The organism is Maribacter halichondriae (genome assembly GCF_027474825.1).
GTDB lineage: Bacteria > Bacteroidota > Bacteroidia > Flavobacteriales > Flavobacteriaceae > Meishania > Meishania halichondriae.
In genome coordinates, this window is the sequence record NZ_CP107030.1 from 134,144 (window position 1) to 153,294 (window position 19,151).

General features: G+C 42.1%; 17 protein-coding genes. 14 read left to right on the top strand and 3 right to left on the bottom strand.

Annotated elements, in window-relative coordinates; genetic code table 11:
* The first annotated feature begins 5 nt into the window (after positions 1-5).
* The 7 genes from N8A86_RS00605 (at position 6) to N8A86_RS00635 (ending at position 7,656) form a co-directional block, all read left to right on the top strand.
* On the top strand, positions 6-773 hold the full coding sequence (locus N8A86_RS00605) for a CDP-alcohol phosphatidyltransferase family protein (RefSeq protein WP_273567298.1): 768 nt from the start codon (positions 6-8) through the stop codon (positions 771-773).
* Positions 774-792: 19 nt separating this feature from the next.
* Positions 793-2,217: an amidohydrolase family protein gene (locus N8A86_RS00610; RefSeq protein WP_273567299.1), complete on the top strand. Its 1,425-nt coding sequence runs from the start codon at positions 793-795 to the stop codon at positions 2,215-2,217.
* 59 nt (positions 2,218-2,276) lie between these two features.
* Positions 2,277-2,687, top strand: coding sequence for a VOC family protein (locus N8A86_RS00615; protein ID WP_273567300.1), 411 nt, complete (start codon positions 2,277-2,279; stop codon positions 2,685-2,687).
* A gap of 93 nt (positions 2,688-2,780) precedes the next feature.
* Complete coding sequence (locus N8A86_RS00620; protein ID WP_273567301.1) at positions 2,781-3,986, top strand: hypothetical protein; 1,206 nt, start codon at positions 2,781-2,783, stop codon at positions 3,984-3,986.
* Between the two features lie 13 nt (positions 3,987-3,999).
* A complete protein-coding gene (locus tag N8A86_RS00625) occupies positions 4,000-5,733 on the top strand; it encodes an amidohydrolase family protein (protein ID WP_273567302.1) in 1,734 nt (577 codons plus the stop codon).
* A 37-nt stretch (positions 5,734-5,770) separates the two neighbouring features.
* The gene (locus N8A86_RS00630) at positions 5,771-7,018 is read left to right on the top strand and encodes a metal-dependent hydrolase family protein (protein ID WP_273567303.1); all 1,248 of its coding nucleotides are present in this window, start codon (positions 5,771-5,773) and stop codon (positions 7,016-7,018) included.
* 38 nt (positions 7,019-7,056) lie between these two features.
* Positions 7,057-7,656: a methyltransferase domain-containing protein gene (locus tag N8A86_RS00635; RefSeq protein ID WP_273567304.1), complete on the top strand. Its 600-nt coding sequence runs from the start codon at positions 7,057-7,059 to the stop codon at positions 7,654-7,656.
* A gap of 12 nt (positions 7,657-7,668) precedes the next feature.
* Here N8A86_RS00635 and N8A86_RS00640 read toward each other — a convergent pair whose 3' ends face one another.
* On the bottom strand, positions 7,669-8,199 hold the full coding sequence (locus N8A86_RS00640; protein ID WP_273567305.1) for a hypothetical protein: 531 nt from the start codon (positions 8,197-8,199) through the stop codon (positions 7,669-7,671).
* A gap of 162 nt (positions 8,200-8,361) precedes the next feature.
* On the opposite strand from N8A86_RS00640, the gene N8A86_RS00645 reads away from it, so the two are divergent.
* The 7 genes from N8A86_RS00645 to N8A86_RS00675 all read left to right on the top strand — a co-directional run bounded on the left by N8A86_RS00645 (position 8,362) and on the right by N8A86_RS00675 (position 16,980).
* The gene (locus N8A86_RS00645; RefSeq protein WP_273567306.1) at positions 8,362-11,598 is read left to right on the top strand and encodes a WD40/YVTN/BNR-like repeat-containing protein; all 3,237 of its coding nucleotides are present in this window, start codon (positions 8,362-8,364) and stop codon (positions 11,596-11,598) included.
* Between the two features lie 167 nt (positions 11,599-11,765).
* Entirely contained in the window at positions 11,766-13,697 is a 1,932-nt protein-coding gene (locus N8A86_RS00650; protein ID WP_273567307.1) for a S9 family peptidase, read from the top strand.
* Positions 13,698-13,728: 31 nt separating this feature from the next.
* Entirely contained in the window at positions 13,729-14,430 is a 702-nt protein-coding gene (locus N8A86_RS00655) for a DUF2490 domain-containing protein (RefSeq protein WP_273567308.1), read from the top strand.
* Between the two features lie 4 nt (positions 14,431-14,434).
* On the top strand, positions 14,435-14,923 hold the full coding sequence (locus tag N8A86_RS00660; RefSeq protein ID WP_273567309.1) for a YdeI/OmpD-associated family protein: 489 nt from the start codon (positions 14,435-14,437) through the stop codon (positions 14,921-14,923).
* 65 nt (positions 14,924-14,988) lie between these two features.
* On the top strand, positions 14,989-15,576 hold the full coding sequence (locus N8A86_RS00665) for a superoxide dismutase family protein (RefSeq protein WP_273567310.1): 588 nt from the start codon (positions 14,989-14,991) through the stop codon (positions 15,574-15,576).
* Positions 15,577-15,652: 76 nt separating this feature from the next.
* Positions 15,653-16,183, top strand: coding sequence for an RNA polymerase sigma factor (locus N8A86_RS00670; protein ID WP_273567311.1), 531 nt, complete (start codon positions 15,653-15,655; stop codon positions 16,181-16,183).
* Between the two features lie 2 nt (positions 16,184-16,185).
* Positions 16,186-16,980 (top strand): anti-sigma factor, encoded by a 795-nt coding sequence (locus N8A86_RS00675; RefSeq protein ID WP_273567312.1) that lies wholly within the window; start codon positions 16,186-16,188, stop codon positions 16,978-16,980.
* Here the strand turns inward: N8A86_RS00675 and N8A86_RS00680 are convergent.
* Both N8A86_RS00680 and N8A86_RS00685 read right to left on the bottom strand, forming a co-directional pair.
* Positions 16,977-18,044, bottom strand: a complete 1,068-nt coding sequence (locus N8A86_RS00680; protein WP_273567313.1) for a mandelate racemase/muconate lactonizing enzyme family protein — start codon at positions 18,042-18,044, stop codon at positions 16,977-16,979. The two genes, N8A86_RS00675 and N8A86_RS00680, sit on opposite strands and share 4 nt — an antisense overlap.
* The gene (locus tag N8A86_RS00685; RefSeq protein ID WP_273567314.1) at positions 18,041-19,117 is read right to left on the bottom strand and encodes an N-acetyltransferase DgcN family protein; all 1,077 of its coding nucleotides are present in this window, start codon (positions 19,115-19,117) and stop codon (positions 18,041-18,043) included. Before N8A86_RS00685 ends, N8A86_RS00680 begins: the two co-directional genes overlap by 4 nt.
* Positions 19,118-19,151 lie beyond the last annotated feature (34 nt).

The window sequence follows — 19,151 nt, forward strand, 5'->3', positions numbered from 1 at the left end:
TAGTGATGTCAAAATTGCCCCAGCAAAATCAATTCCTCGACCTATCGGACTATGGTAGGCCAATCGCAAGACTCATTGCACAATCCCTTAAAAATACAAGCTTTACCCCTATTCATGTTACGCTGATGTTCATTATCTCAGGGGGTATAGCTATTGCCTGTATCTTTAATGGATACCATTGGGGCACGGTATTTTTCTTAGTGTTAAAATCCATCTTGGATGCTGCTGACGGAGAATTGGCGCGCCTGAAGAAAACACCTTCTTATACAGGTCGGTATTTTGATTCCGTTTCTGACATCATTCTTAACTTGATGATTTTGCTGACCGTTTGGCATGTTACACAAGGTTCCCTGGTCTATACTTTATTCGCATTTTTTGGACTTCAACTTCAAGGTACTTTGTATAATTATTATCACGTCATCCTTAGAAATAAATACCATGGCGATACGACCAGTCGCGTTTTTGAAAACGAAACACCCAAAGCATTAAAAGGGGAAAAACAACGGGACGTCAATATATTATTTGGTATTTACACCCTGTTATATGGTGGTTTTGACCGCATTATTTATAAGATGGATGGTAATGCCGTAGAGTCGAAAAACCTCCCGAATTGGTTCATGACAGCCGTTTCGACTTTCGGGTTGGGCTTTCAACTGCTAATTATCGGCCTGCTGCTGGTCGCGGGATTCGAAGATTATATCATTCCCTTTTTTATAGTTTATTCCGTTTTTATCTTCATTTTTATTGCCATTCGCAAGATGATTAATCCATAATTATTTTTACTTTTCAAGGATGAAGAACAACATACATCCTTTACCCTACCTTTTATTTTTTACATTATTTTTTCTGGCCTGCACCGCCGAAAAAAAGAACACCTACGACATCGCCATCCTGAACGGTTCGACCATTGATCTGGAAACGGGAGCCATTGCCCTAAACGATATTTTTATTTCGGATGGAAGGATTCAAAAAGTTACCTCCTCGGAAACCCATGAAAATTTTGAGGCCGGACAAACCATCGATGCGACAGGAAAGTATATGCTACCTGGGTTCTGGGACAACCACGTCCATTTTCGTGGTGGTGACAGTCTCATTGAGGCCAACAAGAATTTCCTAAAACTATTCATAGCCAACGGAATCACCACAGTTCGCGATGCTGGTGGCGATTTGACACCTTCGGTCATGCAATGGAAAAAAGAATACGCGAATGAAGATTTGGTGGGCCCGACCATTTTCACTTCAGGGCCAAAAATCGATGGCCCGGGGGCCACGTGGGCGGGGTCTTTGGAAGTGGAAAAAGACGATGATATATTTAATGCTTTAGATTCTCTTCAAAAAATCCCAGTTGATTTCGTCAAACTTTATGATAGCCGAATTTCGGGCGATATGTACCTGAAAACCATCTCCGAAGCTGAAAACAGGAACATGATAACCTCGGGGCATATGCCCTTTACGGTCACACTCGATGAAACTATCGGTGCTGGTATCGATGCCATTGAACATCTTTATTATATTATGAAAGGCTGTTCATCAAAGGAATATGAGATTACGCAACGGCTCCAAAACAAAGAAATAGGCTTCTGGGATGCAATGCCTTTGTTGATGGAAAGCTTTTCGGATAGTACCGCACAAAACACATTTCGAACATTAAAAGAGAATAACGTTCATGTTGTGCCCACCTTGCACATCGGTAAAACCTTGAGCTATTTGGATGAAGTCGACCATTCAAAGGACGATTACCTTATTTACATGACTCCTGGAATCATCGAAACCTATCAAGGACGGATAAATCGTGCCAAAAACGCTTCAGAAAAAGCAGTAGCCGACCGGAAAGCCTTGGGTACGTTTTTTGGGAAATTGTCAAAATCCTTGAACGATGCAGGTGTCGGGTTATTGGCAGGTTCCGATAGTGGAGCGTACAATTCCTTTACCTACCCGGGTATTTCATTGCATGAAGAATTGGAAGAAATGGTCGCAAACGGAATATCGCCTTTAGATGCACTCCGCACTTCAGCCTATAATGGTTCGAAATTCCTGAAAAAAAATTTGGATTATGGCTCGATCACGGAGGGGAAAGTATCAGATTTAGTGATTTTGGATGCAAATCCGTTGGAGGATATTTCAAATACAAAGACTTTGAATAAAGTTATTAAAGGGAATGTCATTTTTGATAAAAAGCAACTTCAAGAGTTGTTGGATTCGACGGTGGCAAAATAAGGGAGAACGGCTCCTTCCCCTAGCAGGAGAAGGAACAAAATGATTTTCATTAGAAAAAAATGATACAAAAAATAGCCCATATCGCCCTGGTGGTAAAAGACTATGACGAAGCCATAGATTTCTACACGAAGAAACTGGACTTCAAATTAATCGAGGATACCGAATTGAGCAAAGAAAAACGTTGGGTTTTGGTGGCCCCTCCGGGGGCAAACGAATGTTCTTTGTTGTTGGCAAAAGCGGCAACATCAAAACAAGAAGCCTCTATTGGCAATCAAACCGGCGGCAGGGTTTTCCTATTTTTGTTCACCGATGATTTTTGGAGGGATTATAATAACATGATTGAAAGAGATATCTATTTTACAAGACCACCGAAACAAGAGAAATATGGCATGGTCGCGGTATTCGAAGATCTTTACGGAAATCAATGGGATTTGTTGGAACCCAACGAGAATAACAAAGGCCAATTGTAAATTTTTTAAGTCAATAAACAATCAGGTATTGAGTGTCTACCGATGATTATAAAAAACAATATCCTTTTTCGGTTTCTATTTCTGCTGTTTTGCTTGCTGATTTTTCCATGGCCGTTAGGTAAACTTCCGGGATTTGGAGTATTGGAAGAATTCCATTCCCGATTTTTTGAACCGTTAATTACTTGGTTCGGCAATGATCTTCTTGGTATTGAGTCAAAAATCAGTAATTCGGTAATAATTAGTGGAGATAAGCTTTACGATTATCTTCTACTGCTATTTTTTATAATTCTTGCCCTGCTCGGTTCGTTTATTTGGTCGTTTATCGAAAAACGAAACCGACCTTACGAAAAACTGAACTACATTTTTGAAATTATACTGCGGTATTTTCTGGCATACCAAATGATTTATTATGGGATTTTTAAAATCATCCCCGTTCAATTTTTCGAACCCTATTTTTCCACATTGTTGCAATCCTATGGCAAGGCATCGCCAATGGGGATTTTTTGGACCATGATGGCCGTTTCAAAGGGGTACGCACTATTTGCCGGACTGGCAGAATTTATAGGTGGAGTGTTTTTGTTTTTTAGAAAAACAAAGCTGTTGGGGAGTTTGATTTCCATAGGTGTTCTAATAAATGTGGTGGCCGTAAATTTTTTCTATGACATTCCAGTAAAACTATTTTCTATTGAACTTCTAATCATTGCGATACTTCTGATTGTTCCCTATTTATCTAGACTTTCAAAAGTAATCTTGTCAAACCGAGCTGTCGAAAAAATAATTTTGCCATCATATTATGACAAAGGTAAATGGAAAACTATTCGCCCTTTTTTGAAATGGGGTTTTGTGGCCATATTTTGCTACACAACCCTAAGTACTGCTTTGAAAGCCTATAGTTTTCATAGAGAAAAAGAAAAAACCATTCCACTTTACGGACTTTATGAAATATCGACCCTTATTACCAACAATGATTCGATTACAACACAAGTAAAATATGCCGATACGTGGCGGTACCTGATTATCGAACACGATAATTCTGCTCAAATTCTCCAGACCGATATGTCTAAAAGAGCCTATGAATTCGAAGTAGACAGCATCGCCAAAAAATTTAATATGAAAAATTTCAGGGATTCAGAGGATGTGTATACTTTCAATTATCAAAAAACGGATACCACCTTAACATTTTCCGGTATTGTCAAAAACGATACCCTTTTCTATGAAACAAAGCGTATTGAAAAAGAAGACTTCTTGCTCATGAACAGGGGTTTTCATTGGATAAACGAATACCCATATAATAGATAATAAATCTAATAACATGAAAAAAATAGTATTTGTTCCACTCTTGTTACTGTATTTATCATGCGGTCTCATCCAAAAAAATAATGTCGGAACCGCCACTTTAATTTCCAATGTGAATGTTGTAGATGTTGCCAATGGCAAAATATTAGAAAGTCAAAATGTGGTTATTGATTCAGGGCAAATAAAAAGTATCTCCACGGATATTATGGAGCGCGACACCTTTGCCCAGGTCATCGAAGGAAAAGAAAAATATCTGATGCCTGGTCTTGCTGAAATGCACGCGCACATTCCCCCTGCCTCGACAGATCCCGAACGTATCGAAGATGTGCTTTTTTTATACCTCTCCAACGGAATTACCACCATTCGTGGAATGCTCGGAGACCCAATACACTTGGGTTTACGCGAAAAAGTAACAAATGGCGAGATTTTGGGGCCACGAATTTTTACATCGAGTCCATCGTTGAACGGCAATTCGGTCAAAACCAAAGATGAAGCCATCGAAAAAGTAACGGCCTATCAAAAGTTAGGCTATGATTTTTTAAAAATCCATCCGGGAATCCAACGTGAAGTTTTTGACCAAGTCGTTGAAACCGCCAATGAAGTTGGTATCCCTTTTGCGGGTCATGTTCCCGTTGATGTCGGTATTCGTCATGCGTTGGAAAGCAAATATGCCTCCATTGACCACGTAGATGGATTTTTGGAAGGACTCGTTCCCGAATCGGCTAACGTAAAACCTGAAGAAAACGGATTCTTTGGTTATAATTTTACGCCACTAGCAGATGTTTCCAAAATTGATGAATTGGTAGCCCTGGCCAAACAAAACGAAGTCTGGATCGTACCGACCCAAAGCCTTTTTGAAAGATGGTTCGCACCAGTCCCTGCGAGTGTTTTGTTGAGGCAACCTGAAATGAAGTATATGCCTACCGAAACCTTAGAAAACTGGAAACAACGAAAAGAGGAATCCATGGCACCGGAATCCGGATTCAATGAAGCCCAATGGAAACGATTCAATACTATCCGAAAACAATTGATCAAAAAGCTTCAGGAAAATGGCCATGGTATGTTGTTAGGTTCCGATGCACCGCAACTCTTCAACGTCCCCGGATTTTCTATTCACCATGAAATCGACGGCATGCAGGCCGCAGGACTTTCCAATCTAGAAATCATCCAATCAGGAACGCTAAATCCGGCCATCTATTTTGATATGGAAGACGTTTTCGGGCAAGTAAAAGAAGGCCTCGAGGCCGATTTGATACTTTTGAACACTAATCCATTGGAAGACCTTGACGCACTTCAAAATCTTTCCGGAGTTATCAGGCAAGGCAAATGGCTACCGAAAGTGAGCATCAACAAAAGATTGAAACAGATTTCAAATAAGAATACCATAAGGTCAAGCAAGACCGCTGTCAATCCGACCTTAGCAAGTCAATTGCAGGGCACTTGGAAATATTATAGCGAAAAAGGAAAAAAACCTGCTCCCTCGAGCACTTTTGAACGTATCAAGGTACTTTCCGATGGGCATTGGAATCTTAATGAGACCAACACGCTTACCGATAAGTTAGCGCACAAGCATGGGGGCATTTATGAAATAAAAGGCAACATTTATTATGAAACCGTAACCTTTGCCAACCAGAGTTCCGCTTACTTGTTAAACGAGACTTTAGAATTCGATCTTGAAGTAAAAGGGGATACCCTCACACAGACCGGGCTGAACAATGAATATGACGAAATATGGGTTCGAATAGAGTAGCTCAAAAAACGAAATACTAAAGATGACTATGCGAATAATGAAAATTATACCCGTAATACTATTTCTGACGGTATTCAATAGTGCCGCCCAAACGTTACTCAAGCCCGACCGTGTTTTTGATGGGGCAGAAATAAATGAGAACTGGGTGGTTTTAGTCGAGGAAAATACCATAACCTATGTTGGAGAAATTACAGGAACAAAGCTTCCTAAAAAAACGAAAACAATCGAGTTAAAGGGTACAACGCTAATGCCCGGCATCATTGAGGGACATTCACATCTCTTATTACACCCCTACAATGAAACCGAATGGAACGATCAGGTGCTGAAAGAATCTCCTGTAGAACGTGCCATTCGAGGTACGGTTCATGCTAAAAATTCTTTGATGGCAGGCATTACCACCATGCGTGATTTAGGGGCCGAAGGAGCCGGGTATTCCGATGTTTATTTGAAAAAGACGATAGAAGAAGGAATAATTTCGGGGCCAAGGTTGTTGGTCGCTGGTCCTGCTATTGTAGCAACAGGTGCCTATGGCCCAAAAGGATTTCATGATGGGGTGACCGTTCCGTTAGGTGCGGAACCTGTAAGTGGTATCGACCAAGCGACCGAATCCGTGCGCCGCCAAATGGGTAATGGTGCCGATTTTATAAAAATTTATGCGGATTACCGATGGACTACCGGGGCACCCAGCGAACCCACATTTCTACAGACTGAAATCGATGCTATGGTGCAGACCGCGACGACCGCAGGAAAATATGTAGTCGCCCATGCCAGTACACCTGAAGGAATGCGCCGTGCTGTACAGGGCGGTGTGGAAACCATCGAACATGGCGATGGCGGTACTTTGGAAATTTTCAAACTCATGAAAGAAAAAGGAGTAGGTTTTTGCCCTACCCTGGCCGCCGGGGATGCCATTTTACGTTATGGTGGCTGGAAAAAAGGAAACGACCCCGAACCGGAGCGGATTACCCAAAAGAAAAAATCGTTCAAACTCGCTTTGGAATCAGGGGTTGATATCGTTTATGGCGGTGATGTGGGTGTATTTCCGCATGGCGAAAACTACCGCGAAATGGAAATGATGGTAGAATATGGCATGCAAACCTTGGAAGTTCTGAAATCAGCAACCTCATTGAACGCTAAGATTTTTCATTTAGATAAACTCGGAAAAGTTAAAATAGGTTTTTTGGCCGATATCATTGCAGTGGAAGGAAATCCCCTTACCGATATTAAAAAGATGCGCAACGTTAAATTTGTCATGAAGGATGGTAATATCTACAAAAACGAATAGCGACCATCGGGATAAAACTTAGAATTCCCCATTCAAAAATGAACAATCTGAAAGAACAGGAGTATTGGTCGCAACGTTATAAAGAAGCCCGAACCGGTTGGGATATTGGCTATCCCTCTACCCCTATAAAGGAATATATCGACCAACTGAAGGATAAAACTATTTCAATTTTGATTCCCGGAGCGGGAAATGCGTACGAAGCCGAGTACTTATGGAAGCAAGGTTTTACGAATGTTTTTATCATGGATATTTCGGAAATCCCGTTAGAGGAATTTAAAAGGAGAAATCCTGATTTTCCGGAAGAGCAAATCCTTCATAAAGACTTTTTTGAACATGAAGGACAATATAACCTGATCGTGGAGCAAACTTTTTTCTGCTCTCTAATCCCAACTGATGAAAATAGAAATGCCTATGCTAAGCATATGGCCTCACTTTTAAAACCCACTGGAAAATTGGTGGGTGTTTGGTTTGATTTTCCATTAACGGGCGATATGGAAAACCGGCCATTTGGCGGAAATCGTGAGCTATACCTTAAGTATTTAGAACCCTATTTTAAGGGACAAACCTTTGAAAGGTGTTATAATTCGATTCCGCCAAGGCAAGAAAACGAACTTTTCGGAATATTTAAAAAGATATAATAGACTCCTCTTTCATTTTCGACGAAAAAGACCGACAATCCCTTTCCTCAATTGATAAAACATAAAAAATATCAAGGCCAACAGACTGCCGAAACCTATTGGGATGATGGCTCCAAACGTAAATGCTGAACCCAATACCCACCCTAATAAATATTCAGATTTATATAGTGGAAAAAAGAAAGCCAAAATAAATATGCACCCCATAATGTAATCTATTAAATCAATACCGTTCATAAAACAAATTGCAATTAATATAGCGATTAAAACAGCTGCAAGAAATCGAAGCACAACAGCTCGAAGGCTTTCAGAAGCCACGGTTATTTTACGTCGATCTATTCTTTTATGAATGCGATAAAGTAAAAACCAAGTGAAAAATGGAAGTACTATACCACCCAACCAATTGGGTATTCCAGGCATATTGGGGTCTTGCAAAACATAGTGGACTGGGATTCCGCCATGAAAATAATCCCATGCGACATGGCCCCAAACTAAAAAGGTAACTGCAATAGTCAGGGTTGCGCGAAGCTTAAACGGTAGTTTCATGATTGTTGTTTTGATTGATTAACTGGTAAGACATGAACAGGAAGAAATTGTTACACTTAAGAAGACTAAATTTTTCATTCTACCCCCGTTAACACTCCTTTAAGAGTTCTCCCCTTTGTTTTTGGTATATTTAAGCGACTAATTAAACTACACTTAAAATTGATGAAAAAATTACTTCCCCTCGTGATGCTTTTCGCATCCTTTACCCTAATTGCCCAAGAGTTTAAAATGGATTTGGTTCAAGACCTGAAACCCAGAAATATCGGGCCTGGTGGTATGAGCGGTCGGGTTACGGCCATTGATGCGGTTAATGCGAATCCGGATATTATGTACGTTGGTACGGCTTCGGGCGGACTCTGGAAATCGACTTCCGGTGGTATTAAATGGGAGCCCATTTTCGACAAAGAGCTTACGGCATCTATCGGTGCTTTGGCAATCCAGCAATCGAACCCTTCCGTAATCTGGGTGGGTACAGGCGAAGGAAACCCAAGAAACAGTCTCAATGGCGGTTTTGGCGTCTACAAATCGTTGGATGGCGGTAAAAATTGGAAATCCATGGGTCTAGAAAAGACCCGTCACATCCACAGAATAAAAATAGACCCGACCGACCCGAATACGGTTTATGTTGGTGCTATCGGCTCCCCTTGGGGTGAACATGCCGAACGCGGGGTGTATAAAACGACCGACGGTGGGGAGACTTGGGAGAAAATCCTTTTTGTGAACAACAAAACAGGTGTGGCCGATATGGTCATGGACCCCACAAACCCTAACAAACTCTTCGTTGCTATGTGGGAACACAAACGCGACCCATGGTTCTTCAAATCTGGTGGGGAAGGCAGCGGAATGTATATGACCCATGACGGCGGTAAGAACTGGAAGAAATTGACCGATGAAGACGGACTACCTAAAGGGGAATTAGGGAGAATAGGAATTGCCATCGCTCCTGGAAAACCCAACATAGTGTATGCCTTGGTGGAAGCAAAAAAGAACGCGCTTTACAAATCGGAAGATGGTGGCTTCAAATGGAAGATGATTAATAACAAAGCGGATATCGGTAACCGTCCTTTTTACTATTCCGAAATCTATGTGGATCCTCAGAACGAGAATAGAGTGTATTCCGTATTTACATTTGTGAATGTTTCCGAAGACGGTGGTAAAAGTTTCAAACAGCTAATGAATGCCTATGGCCGAGAGGTGACCAATGGTGTACACCCTGACCATCATGCTTTATGGATACATCCTGAAAACGGACAATTTTTGCTCAACGGTAACGATGGCGGGTTCAATATTTCTAAAGACGGTGGTAAATCTTGGCGCTTTGTGGGCAATATTCCCGTAGCACAATTCTATCATATCAATGTTGATAATGAATTTCCGTACAATGTTTATGGAGGGCTACAGGATAACGGCTCATGGCGCGGTCCGGCCTACGTTTGGAAAGCGCAGGGCATCCGCAACAGCTATTGGCAAGAAATAAGTTTTGGCGATGGATTTGATGTCGTTCCCGATCCTGATGATTCCCGTTACGGCTATACTATGAGCCAACAGGGTTATGTACAGCGCTATGATCACATTACCGGTAATAATTATATCGTACGCCCTACTCCACCAGATGCCGAAACCAAACTTCGGTTCAACTGGAACGCCGCAATCGGGCAGGATCCTTTCGACAATAACACGGTTTATTTTGGTAGTCAGTTCGTACATAAAAGTTCTGATAAAGGCTTGACTTGGGAAGTCATTTCTCCCGATTTGACCACTAACGACCCTGAAAAACAAAAACAAAGTGAAAGTGGTGGCTTATCCATGGATGCTACCGGTGCCGAAAACCACACCACCATTTTGGTCGTTGAACCTTCCCCAGTGGAAAAAGATATGCTCTGGGTAGGTTCCGATGATGGTCGAGTGCATTACACTAAAAACGGGGGCGAAACATGGATCGAGGTTACTCAAAATCTAAAAGGCTTACCTGCCGGAAGTTGGATTCCCCAAATCAAAGCCTCCAACAAAAATATAGGGGAAGCACTTTTGATTGCCAATGATTATCGCAGGTTCAATTATACACCCTACGCCTACCGTACCAAAAACTATGGTAAAACTTGGGAACGTATCGTTGATGGAAACGATGTTCAGAGCTATACGCTTTCTATAGTTGAGGATATTGAAAATCCGAATTTAGTGTTCTTGGGCACCGATGACGGACTCTACATTTCCTTTGACGGTGCGACCAACTGGCAAAAATGGACAGAAGGCTACCCTACCGTTTCCACAAAAGATTTGGTCATCCACCCTAGGGAGCATGATCTGGTGTTGGGCACTTTCGGTCGCGCCGTTTGGGTTTTGGACGATATTCGTCCGCTCCGTGCTTTGGCTTCAGACAAATCCATTTTGAATAGGGATGCTAAAATCTTTACCCCTCCAACCGCCTATCAAGCGGCCTACCAGCAACCTACCGGCAGTCGTTTTGGAGGTGATGCAATATACAACGCGGAGAACCGGAAGGCCGGTGCAATGATTACCTATTTTATCAAGGAAGGGAAAAAGAAAGAAGACAAAAAGGATACTGACGATGCTAAAAAAGAATCTGTAGAAAAAGATTCGACCGCAATGAATGATAAAAAAGAATTAACCGGAGTTCAGAAAAAAGATTCCGTGCAGTTCGATTTTTATGATGGAAATAGACTTATTCGTACCTTGAAATACAAAACTCCAGAGAAAGCTGGTTTCCACAGAATTTATTGGAATATGGATGAAAAAGGTCCTGATCGCCCATCTCGAAAAATCAGCAAAGACAAAAATGAGCGTGGCGGCACCAGTGTTAAACCCGGTTCCTATAAAATAAAGATGAGCTTTGGTGAAACGACAGATGAAGCCATAATAGAAGTGAAATCAGATCCTCGTTTGGAGGTGTCCACCACAGCTATCAATGAGGCCTATGAGAATTCTAAAAAACTAGCTTCAATGACTCAAACCGCAGCCGATGCAGTAAAACAGTTGGTGGAAAGCAAGAACGTCGCCGAGAAATACCAAAAAGAACTTAAGGAATTGGACGAAAAAAAATACAAAGACCATATCAAGGCTTCTAAAGATATTGTAAAGCAAATTGATTCCGTAGTCGCCCTTTATATCGGTAAAGAGGATAAGCGGCAGGGCATTACGCGAAACCGGGAAACCACCGTTATGCAGCGGTTAGGTATGGCAGGAGGTTATATAGAAAGTCGCCCTAAGGGATTGACCGAAACGGAGCGAAACCTTATCAAATATGCCGAAAACGACCTAAAAGCGGCCTTGGACAAGACCAATACGTTCTTTGCTGATAAATGGAAGGCATATCGAGATTCGATTCAAGCGTTGGAGGTTTCGCCGTTCAAGGAGACGAAGACGTTTAGTTTGGAATAGGAAAAGGGCCGGAAGCTTGGTGCTCGAATTTTTTTACTGTCACTTCGAGCGGAGTCGAGAAACTTAGGAACACGGGTCTCGACTCCGCTCGACCTGACAGTTATTAAGATCCGTACTTTTTACACCTAGCACCGAGCAAATAAACATCGACATAAAAACAACACATCATGAAAAAACTAATTATTCCAGTACTCGCAATCGCCCTGATATGGGCCTGTAAAGAAGAACCCAAAGAAACCACACCGAGCATAGCGGAGACCATGAAAACCTATACCATCGAACAAATGATGGACAACGAGGCCATCGGGGGTGGCAGTTTCTCGCCCGACAAATCAAAACTATTGATTTCAAGCAACCGTTCGGGTATCTACAATATGTATACCGTGCCAATAACGGGCGGACAAATGGAGCCGCTGACACAATCGGACAGCACATCGATATTTGCGACTTCCTATTTTCCCAAGGATGAACGAATGTTATTCCGTATGGACGGAAACGGAGATGAAATCTATCATATCTATTTGCGCGATACAGACGGAAGCCAAAGAGATTTGACGCCTTTTAAAGGTGCCAGGGCTTCGTTCTATGGCTGGACGGATGACAAAACTGGATTCTATTTCTCTTCCAATAAAAGAGACGCCCGTTTCAACGACCTCTATGAAATGGACTTGGAGACTTATACTCCCAAAATGCTCTATCAGAACAATGACGGGTATTTTGTGGGCGGATTGTCCGATGATAAAAAACACCTTCCGTTAATAAAACCAATAAATACCAATGATTCAGACTTATTTCTTTATAATATGGAAGATAAATCATTGGTCAAGATAAACGAGAATCAAAGTGCCAATAGTCCAGCAGATTTTGCTCCTGACGGAAGCGCTCTATATTACACTACTGATAACGGCGGCGAATTTGCCAAATTGATGAAATTCAATATTGCCGATAAAACTTCAGAAACGGTCATGACCCGAAGTTGGGATATTGCCGGTTCCTATTTCACTGAAAATGGCACCTATCAAGTTACTTATATCAATGAAGATGCTAAAAATGTCATTGAAGTGATGGATGTCGCTTCGGGCAAGAATATCGATTTACCTTCTTTTGATGGGATGGATATTACGAACGTAGGTTTTTCAGATGATGAAAAGATGATGCGCTTTTACGCAGGTGGCTCCCATACCCCATCAAATCTATATGTCTATGATTTGGAAACAAAAAAACAGACCAAATTGACCGATGTATTGAACGATGAAATTCAGGCACAAGATTTGGTCAATGCCGAAGTAATCCGCTACAAATCCTTTGATGGACTTGAAATTCCTGCGATTTACTACAAACCTCATCAAGCTAGCGCAGAAAATAAAGTGCCTGCTATGGTTTGGGTACATGGCGGCCCAGGTGGGCAATCACGCCAGAATTTCAATTCATTACTTCAGTACATGGTCAACCACGGTTATGCTGTTCTGGCCGTCAACAACCGTGGTAGCAGTGGCTACGGAAAAACATTCTACCAAATGGACGACCTCAACCATGGCGATAAAGATTTAAAAGATTGTGTAGAAGGAAAAAATTGGCTCGCCCAACAACCCGAAATCGATGGGGAGAAAATCGGAATTATCGGAGGGTCTTATGGTGGATATATGACCATGGCAGCCCTTACGTTCACTCCAGAAGAATTTGACGTAGGCGTTAATCTTTTCGGAGTGACCAACTGGATCCGCACGCTTCGTAGCATTCCACCTTGGTGGGAAGCACAAAAAGAAGCGCTTTACTTAGAGTTGGGAGACCCCAATAGTGCAGACTCGGTTCGTTTGCGGGCAATCTCCCCACTATTCCATACAGATAAAGTTACGAAGCCACTTATTGTGCTACAGGGGTCTAAAGACCCTAGAGTACTACAAGTTGAGTCTGATGAAATTGTCGCTGGCGTACGTAAAAATGGAGTTCCTGTAGAGTATGTACTCTTTGAGGATGAAGGCCACGGTTTTGTAAAAAAAGAAAACCAGATTAAAGCCTACAGTGAGGCGTTGAAGTTTTTGGACGTGTATTTGAAAGGAGATAAAGGTATTCCCATTGAAGATGGGGATCCAATGTAAATAGAAACAGAATAACGAACGCGTAAAATTTATGAAAAAAAAGATAGCCCTACTATTACTTACATGTATGATCACGACGATAACTGCCCAAGAAACGGGTGAGGATAAATGGGGGTCTTGGCACATGTATTTCGGTACGAACCAAATTTCCGAAAAATGGAGCATTCATACCGAGGCGCAGTTACGTTATTATGAACAGGGTAAAAACTTTAATCAACTGTTGCTTCGTACCGGTGCGAACTATCATATCAACCCAAATACCGTTGCCACTATGGGTTATGGATATATAACCACAGACAGCACTTTTGAGGAGCCCACAGATGATCTCGATTCTCGAGAGCATCGAATTTTCGAACAGTTCATCCTCAAGAACAAGGTGGGCAAATTCGCCTTTGAACACCGCTACCGTCTAGAACAACGTTTTATCCAGACCGGTGACCCCGATGATCTCAATTTTTCAAAAAGCACCCAACATCGTGCTCGATATCGCTTGCAGGTTACCCTACCTTTGAACAAAAAGGTTTTCCTGAACTTTTATGATGAAATTTTCTTGAACCTTCAGAACAACGTGTTCGGGCAAAATCGATTGTATGGAGCAATCGGATTTCATGTATTCAAAAATACAAGTCTTCAGATAGGATATCTCAAAAATCATTTTCCTACAGCCCATTTTGATAGATTACAGATAGGGGTCTTCTTTAATCCCGATTTAAGGAAGAAAGCCATAGACTAGTACCATGTTAAAAAGTAAGGTTTTCGAGATAACGGTTACCAGTAGTTATTATTCGCTTTTACTTCCTGAAAGTATCATTAATCCTTTTTTAGAAAAGAAAATTCGTAGAGTAAAGGCTGTAGCCTCCTTCGAGGGTAAAGAATTGATATTCCATGCGGCCATTCAAAAAAGAAATGGGAACTACTACATGATGTTCGGAAAGCGCTATCAAAAAGAATTGGGCATTTTTCCAAACGATTATTTTCGGTTGCAGCTATTTGAAGATGATAGTAAATATGGTGTTGATATGCCCGATGAGATGAATGCCGTGCTATCAAGCGACCCAGAGGCCCAGCAAATCTTTGAGTCCTTCACTGCTGGAAAAAAACGAGGACTTATCTATGGTATCTCGCGTTACAAAAACTCGCAGATGCGAATCGACAAGTCAATTTTGATATGCGAAAACTTAAAAAGAGGTATTCGCGATAGCCGGATACTGTTAAAATCATTTTGAATAACTCTTGAAATGCCCTTCAATAATTGCTAACTTTGAGGGCAAATCTTAAAAAATAAAGAGACATGAAAAAAATAAAATTAATGTCATTGGCACTTGTACTTATTGCAGGTTACGGTTGCAAGGAGGTCAAGAAAGAGTCACAAGAAACGGTAGATGAAGTAGAAGATGCAGTCGAAGAAATCAAAGAAGAGGTATCTGCGGAGATCATAAAATTCTCCATGGAGCCAAAAAGTGACAGTAATGTCAAAGGTGATGTTACTTTTAACGAAGAAAATGGGGAGGTCAAAATGACCGCCATGCTTTCAGGACTGACCCCTGGAGAACATGCGATACATATTCATCAAAATGCGGACTGCTCCGCCGCAGATGGCAAGTCGGCTGGCGGGCATTGGAACCCGACCAACGAACCCCATGGCAAATGGCTTGCCTCAGAAGGATATCACAAAGGCGATATCGGAAACTTTACAGCGGATGAGGAAGGTAACGCTAGGGTAGAATTTGCTACCGACCAATGGTGTTTGGGATGTGACGATGAGAACAAGAATATCATAGGCAAGGCCGTAATCGTGCACCAAGGTCAAGATGATTTTACATCACAGCCCAGCGGCGATGCCGGCGCGCGCGTCAGTTGTACGGGAATTATCGAATAATGTTAAAATTAAATTGCATAAAAAGCTGCCCAATGGGCAGCTTTTTCTATTTTAGTGGGGCTATGGAAAAATTACAATGAACCTAGACCAACTAATCAAACGCTTTCAAAACAAAGATGTCACCGCTTTCGAGCGGCTTCATGGTATGTATGCCGAAAACATCTGCGGGGTCATCAACACGATAGTTCGGAATGATGCCTTGGCGCAAGAAATTTGCCAAGATGTATTCATCAAGGTCTGGAACAATGCCGAAAGTTACAACCCCTCAAAAGGTCGTTTTTTTACTTGGATTCTAAATATTGCCAGAAATGCGGCAATCGACCAAGTACGCTCAAAGTCCTATAAAAACAGTAAAAAGAACCTCTCCGCGGATTACTTCGTAGGTATTCTTGACCATGGAAGTTCGACCGAAAGCAAAGTCGATGCGATCGGGCTTAAAAAACTGGTCAAAAATTTGAAGGAGAAATGTATACGGGTCATCGAACTGCTATACTTCAAGGGATACACTCAAAAGGAAGCCGCGGAAGAACTGGATATTCCTGTAGGAACCATAAAAACAAGAAATAGAAGCTGTATTGCGCAATTGCGTAAAAATTTAAAGCTTTAACCATGGATGTTCAAGCATACATAGCATCAGGAATTTTGGAGCTCTACGTAGCTGGGCTGCTCTCCGAGGAGCAAAACTTGGAAGTGCACGGCCACGCTTTGGAACATCCTGAAATTATGGACGAAATAGAACAGATAGAAGCTGCCGTTCTGGCCCTTGGAAAAACCATATCACCAGGACTTCCTCATAATTTTGAGGTCATTCGAGAGATCATTGATATCCAAAAAGAGACCAAAGTGGTTGAATTGGGCAAAAAAGATATCAATTGGTCATGGTATATTGGCTGGGCTGCATCAGTTTTAATGGCTATCGGACTGGTTTGGATGTATGCACAGAACGAAGGTCTAAAATCACAGATTCAAGTGGTGGAGAACGAAAAACAGACCTTGGAAGAACAGATCAACGATGCAAATACTTCGCTGGAAAAATCCAAGGAATTGCTGAATACTATCAGGGATAAAAATATCACCGTAGTACCCTTGGGCGGACAGGAAGTTTCGCCCACCTCATACGCCAAGGCCTATTGGAACAAGCAAGAACAAAAAGTCTTTATCGACGCCAAAGGGCTCCCCGAACCTCCGGATGGTTTTGTATATCAAGTCTGGTCCCTAAAACTGAATCCGCTAACTCCTACGAGCATGGGTCTTTTGGAGGATTTTGATTTGGATGAGAATAAGATTTTTGCTTTGAACAATCCCAATGAATCGGAAGCCTTCGGAATTACTTTGGAACCGGCCGGAGGTAGTGAGTCTCCAACTTTGGAGCAGTTGTATACCTTGGGCGCTGTTTCTTCCTAGATTTTTAAGTTTACTTTCCCCAATCCTGGGCTATCGCTTGGGTACAGCACCCCATTTTTTAATCTGAACAAATCTTGAAAAGGGTCATCCACTATATCCAAATGACCATCTAGATCGGCATATTGAATATTTGGTCGCGAAAGTGCGAAGTGCAGTCCGGCAGCAATACCGAGGGCACATTCGTCGATACAACCAACCATGGCTTCAAGTCCTGCGGATTTGGCAACGGAATTGATATGCATTCCCTCAAGAATTCCTCCGACCTTCATCAGTTTGATATTGACCATATCGACCCGTTCGTTTTGCGCCAGGCGAAAGGCATCCTTCAAAGTCTTGATACTCTCATCGGCCATAACCGGAAGATGTACCTGTTCGGTAACTGCCCCCAATCGTGCCTCGTTCTCTATTTGGGTGGGCTGTTCGAAAATTTCGATGCCTATAGAACGTGTCCGTTCCACAAAAGTGATGGAGTCTTCAAGGGAATACCCTTGATTTCCATCAAACCGGAAAATAATCTCAGGAAATCTTTCCCGCAACTTCAACATTTTTTCAATGTCTTCTTCTACCGCGCTTCCTCCCTTTATTTTTAAAATAGTAAACCCTTGCGCTACAAATTTTGTAGCATGTTCCAGTGTTTCATCCAATGGCAATATTCCAATGGTAATGCTTGTTGGAATATTATTGCGATATCCTCCTAAAAAGCGATAGAGCGGAACATCCGCCTTTTTCGAAATAAGGTCGTGCAGGGCCAAGTCGACCATGGCCAATGCAGAGGACTTATTTTCTAGCAATAACTTCAGCTCTGCTATTAGCAAAGCATATGTGAAAGGGTCTTTCCCTTTGAGGTTAGGAACGATAATATCTCGTATCGCCGTTTCTACTTGCTCCGGGGTCTCTCCTGTTACCACCACATCTGGGGCGGCGCAACCATAGCCATCAATTGAGCTATCGGTTTCTACTTTTAGAATAAAGTTCGTGGTCTTAGAAATGGTTTCGTAGGCAATGGTATAGGGAACCGATAAATTAAGGTCAAATCGACTGTAGGAAACATTTGCTATCCTCATTTCAACTCCTCTTTTAGAATTGAAATAAGTTTTTCGGCTCCGAATCGCAAGACATCAAAAGCCGGCAACTTGGTTTCTATGGTTATATTTTTACAAGCGTCAATAATCTCTTCATCGCTTTTCATACCTTCATGGTTCACGGTCACGGCGATTACTTTTTTACCGGAAATAATTTCAACGGCATGGATCTGTTCTTTTAGGGAATGCATTTTGTAACCTGGAAAACCATCATATTCCACCCGTGTAGGAGCATGTTGCATGATTACAAAATCGGGTCGGCCCGCAGCCAAAATTTCGAATCCACCGGGGTATGCGGGATTCATCAGACTCCCCTGCCCCTCTATAACGATTACATCGGGATTTTCATTCTTATATGCGCTCACTACTGCGTTTTCTATTTCGCCGGAGACAAAGTCGTTGATACAACTGTCCATGACCATGCTGTACTTGGCGCCTTGCATCCAAGCCGTTTGTCCCGTGCCGACCATTTCGGCCTTCAGCCCGGCATTTCGAAATCCGTGTACAAGAATCCATGCCGTGGTTCGTTTTCCCAAAGCAGAATCGGTACCCAGAACGGCCAGTTTTAAACAATCGACCTTTTCGATATCGCCTGTAAAAAAATGAAGCTTATCACGATCGGGCGTTTTACGAACATCACGAATACGGCAATTTTTTTCCTTGGCCAATTGGACAAGTTCAGGATCATTGGACAAGAAATCGTGCAGGCCGCTATCGACGTTCCAGCCCAATTGGAGCGCTTTTTTTATCGTTCCCTTGGCTTCGGATGGCAATCGCCCACCATCGGGTGCCAAACCGATTACCAACGATTTTGGCTCGTTACCTGATTTTGAAAGCTCGCCGACAGCCTCTTCCAAAGTGGCATACGTAGGAATTCCATTGGATTTTCCGTCCAAAACTTCTCCGGCATCATGACCTGCATATTCTGCGTCCAAAACACCGACTATTTCATAGCGCTCGGTAAAACGGACGAGTCCGTGAGCGGTTTTTCCGTTTGGCGTGTTAAAGGCGCCTTCACAGTATACAAGGGCTTTTCCGTCTATTGTTTTTTTCATAGATATTCTATTTATTTTTCATTCCCGTGAAGAC

What these genes read in the sequence shown, in the direction of transcription:
- N8A86_RS00605 (WP_273567298.1), top strand. Translation starts at nt 6, where the DNA reads ATGTCAAAATTGCCCCAGCAAAATCAATTCCTCGACCTATCGGACTAT.
- N8A86_RS00610 (WP_273567299.1), top strand. Translation starts at nt 793, where the DNA reads ATGAAGAACAACATACATCCTTTACCCTACCTTTTATTTTTTACATTA.
- N8A86_RS00615 (WP_273567300.1), top strand. Translation starts at nt 2,277, where the DNA reads ATGATACAAAAAATAGCCCATATCGCCCTGGTGGTAAAAGACTATGAC.
- N8A86_RS00625 (WP_273567302.1), top strand. Translation starts at nt 4,000, where the DNA reads ATGAAAAAAATAGTATTTGTTCCACTCTTGTTACTGTATTTATCATGC.
- N8A86_RS00630 (WP_273567303.1), top strand. Translation starts at nt 5,771, where the DNA reads ATGAAAATTATACCCGTAATACTATTTCTGACGGTATTCAATAGTGCC.
- N8A86_RS00635 (WP_273567304.1), top strand. Translation starts at nt 7,057, where the DNA reads ATGAACAATCTGAAAGAACAGGAGTATTGGTCGCAACGTTATAAAGAA.
- N8A86_RS00640 (WP_273567305.1), bottom strand. Translation starts at nt 8,199, where the DNA reads ATGAAACTACCGTTTAAGCTTCGCGCAACCCTGACTATTGCAGTTACC.
- N8A86_RS00645 (WP_273567306.1), top strand. Translation starts at nt 8,362, where the DNA reads ATGAAAAAATTACTTCCCCTCGTGATGCTTTTCGCATCCTTTACCCTA.
- N8A86_RS00650 (WP_273567307.1), top strand. Translation starts at nt 11,766, where the DNA reads ATGAAAAAACTAATTATTCCAGTACTCGCAATCGCCCTGATATGGGCC.
- N8A86_RS00655 (WP_273567308.1), top strand. Translation starts at nt 13,729, where the DNA reads ATGAAAAAAAAGATAGCCCTACTATTACTTACATGTATGATCACGACG.
- N8A86_RS00660 (WP_273567309.1), top strand. Translation starts at nt 14,435, where the DNA reads ATGTTAAAAAGTAAGGTTTTCGAGATAACGGTTACCAGTAGTTATTAT.
- N8A86_RS00665 (WP_273567310.1), top strand. Translation starts at nt 14,989, where the DNA reads ATGAAAAAAATAAAATTAATGTCATTGGCACTTGTACTTATTGCAGGT.
- N8A86_RS00670 (WP_273567311.1), top strand. Translation starts at nt 15,653, where the DNA reads ATGAACCTAGACCAACTAATCAAACGCTTTCAAAACAAAGATGTCACC.
- N8A86_RS00675 (WP_273567312.1), top strand. Translation starts at nt 16,186, where the DNA reads ATGGATGTTCAAGCATACATAGCATCAGGAATTTTGGAGCTCTACGTA.
- N8A86_RS00680 (WP_273567313.1), bottom strand. Translation starts at nt 18,044, where the DNA reads ATGAGGATAGCAAATGTTTCCTACAGTCGATTTGACCTTAATTTATCG.
- N8A86_RS00685 (WP_273567314.1), bottom strand. Translation starts at nt 19,117, where the DNA reads ATGAAAAAAACAATAGACGGAAAAGCCCTTGTATACTGTGAAGGCGCC.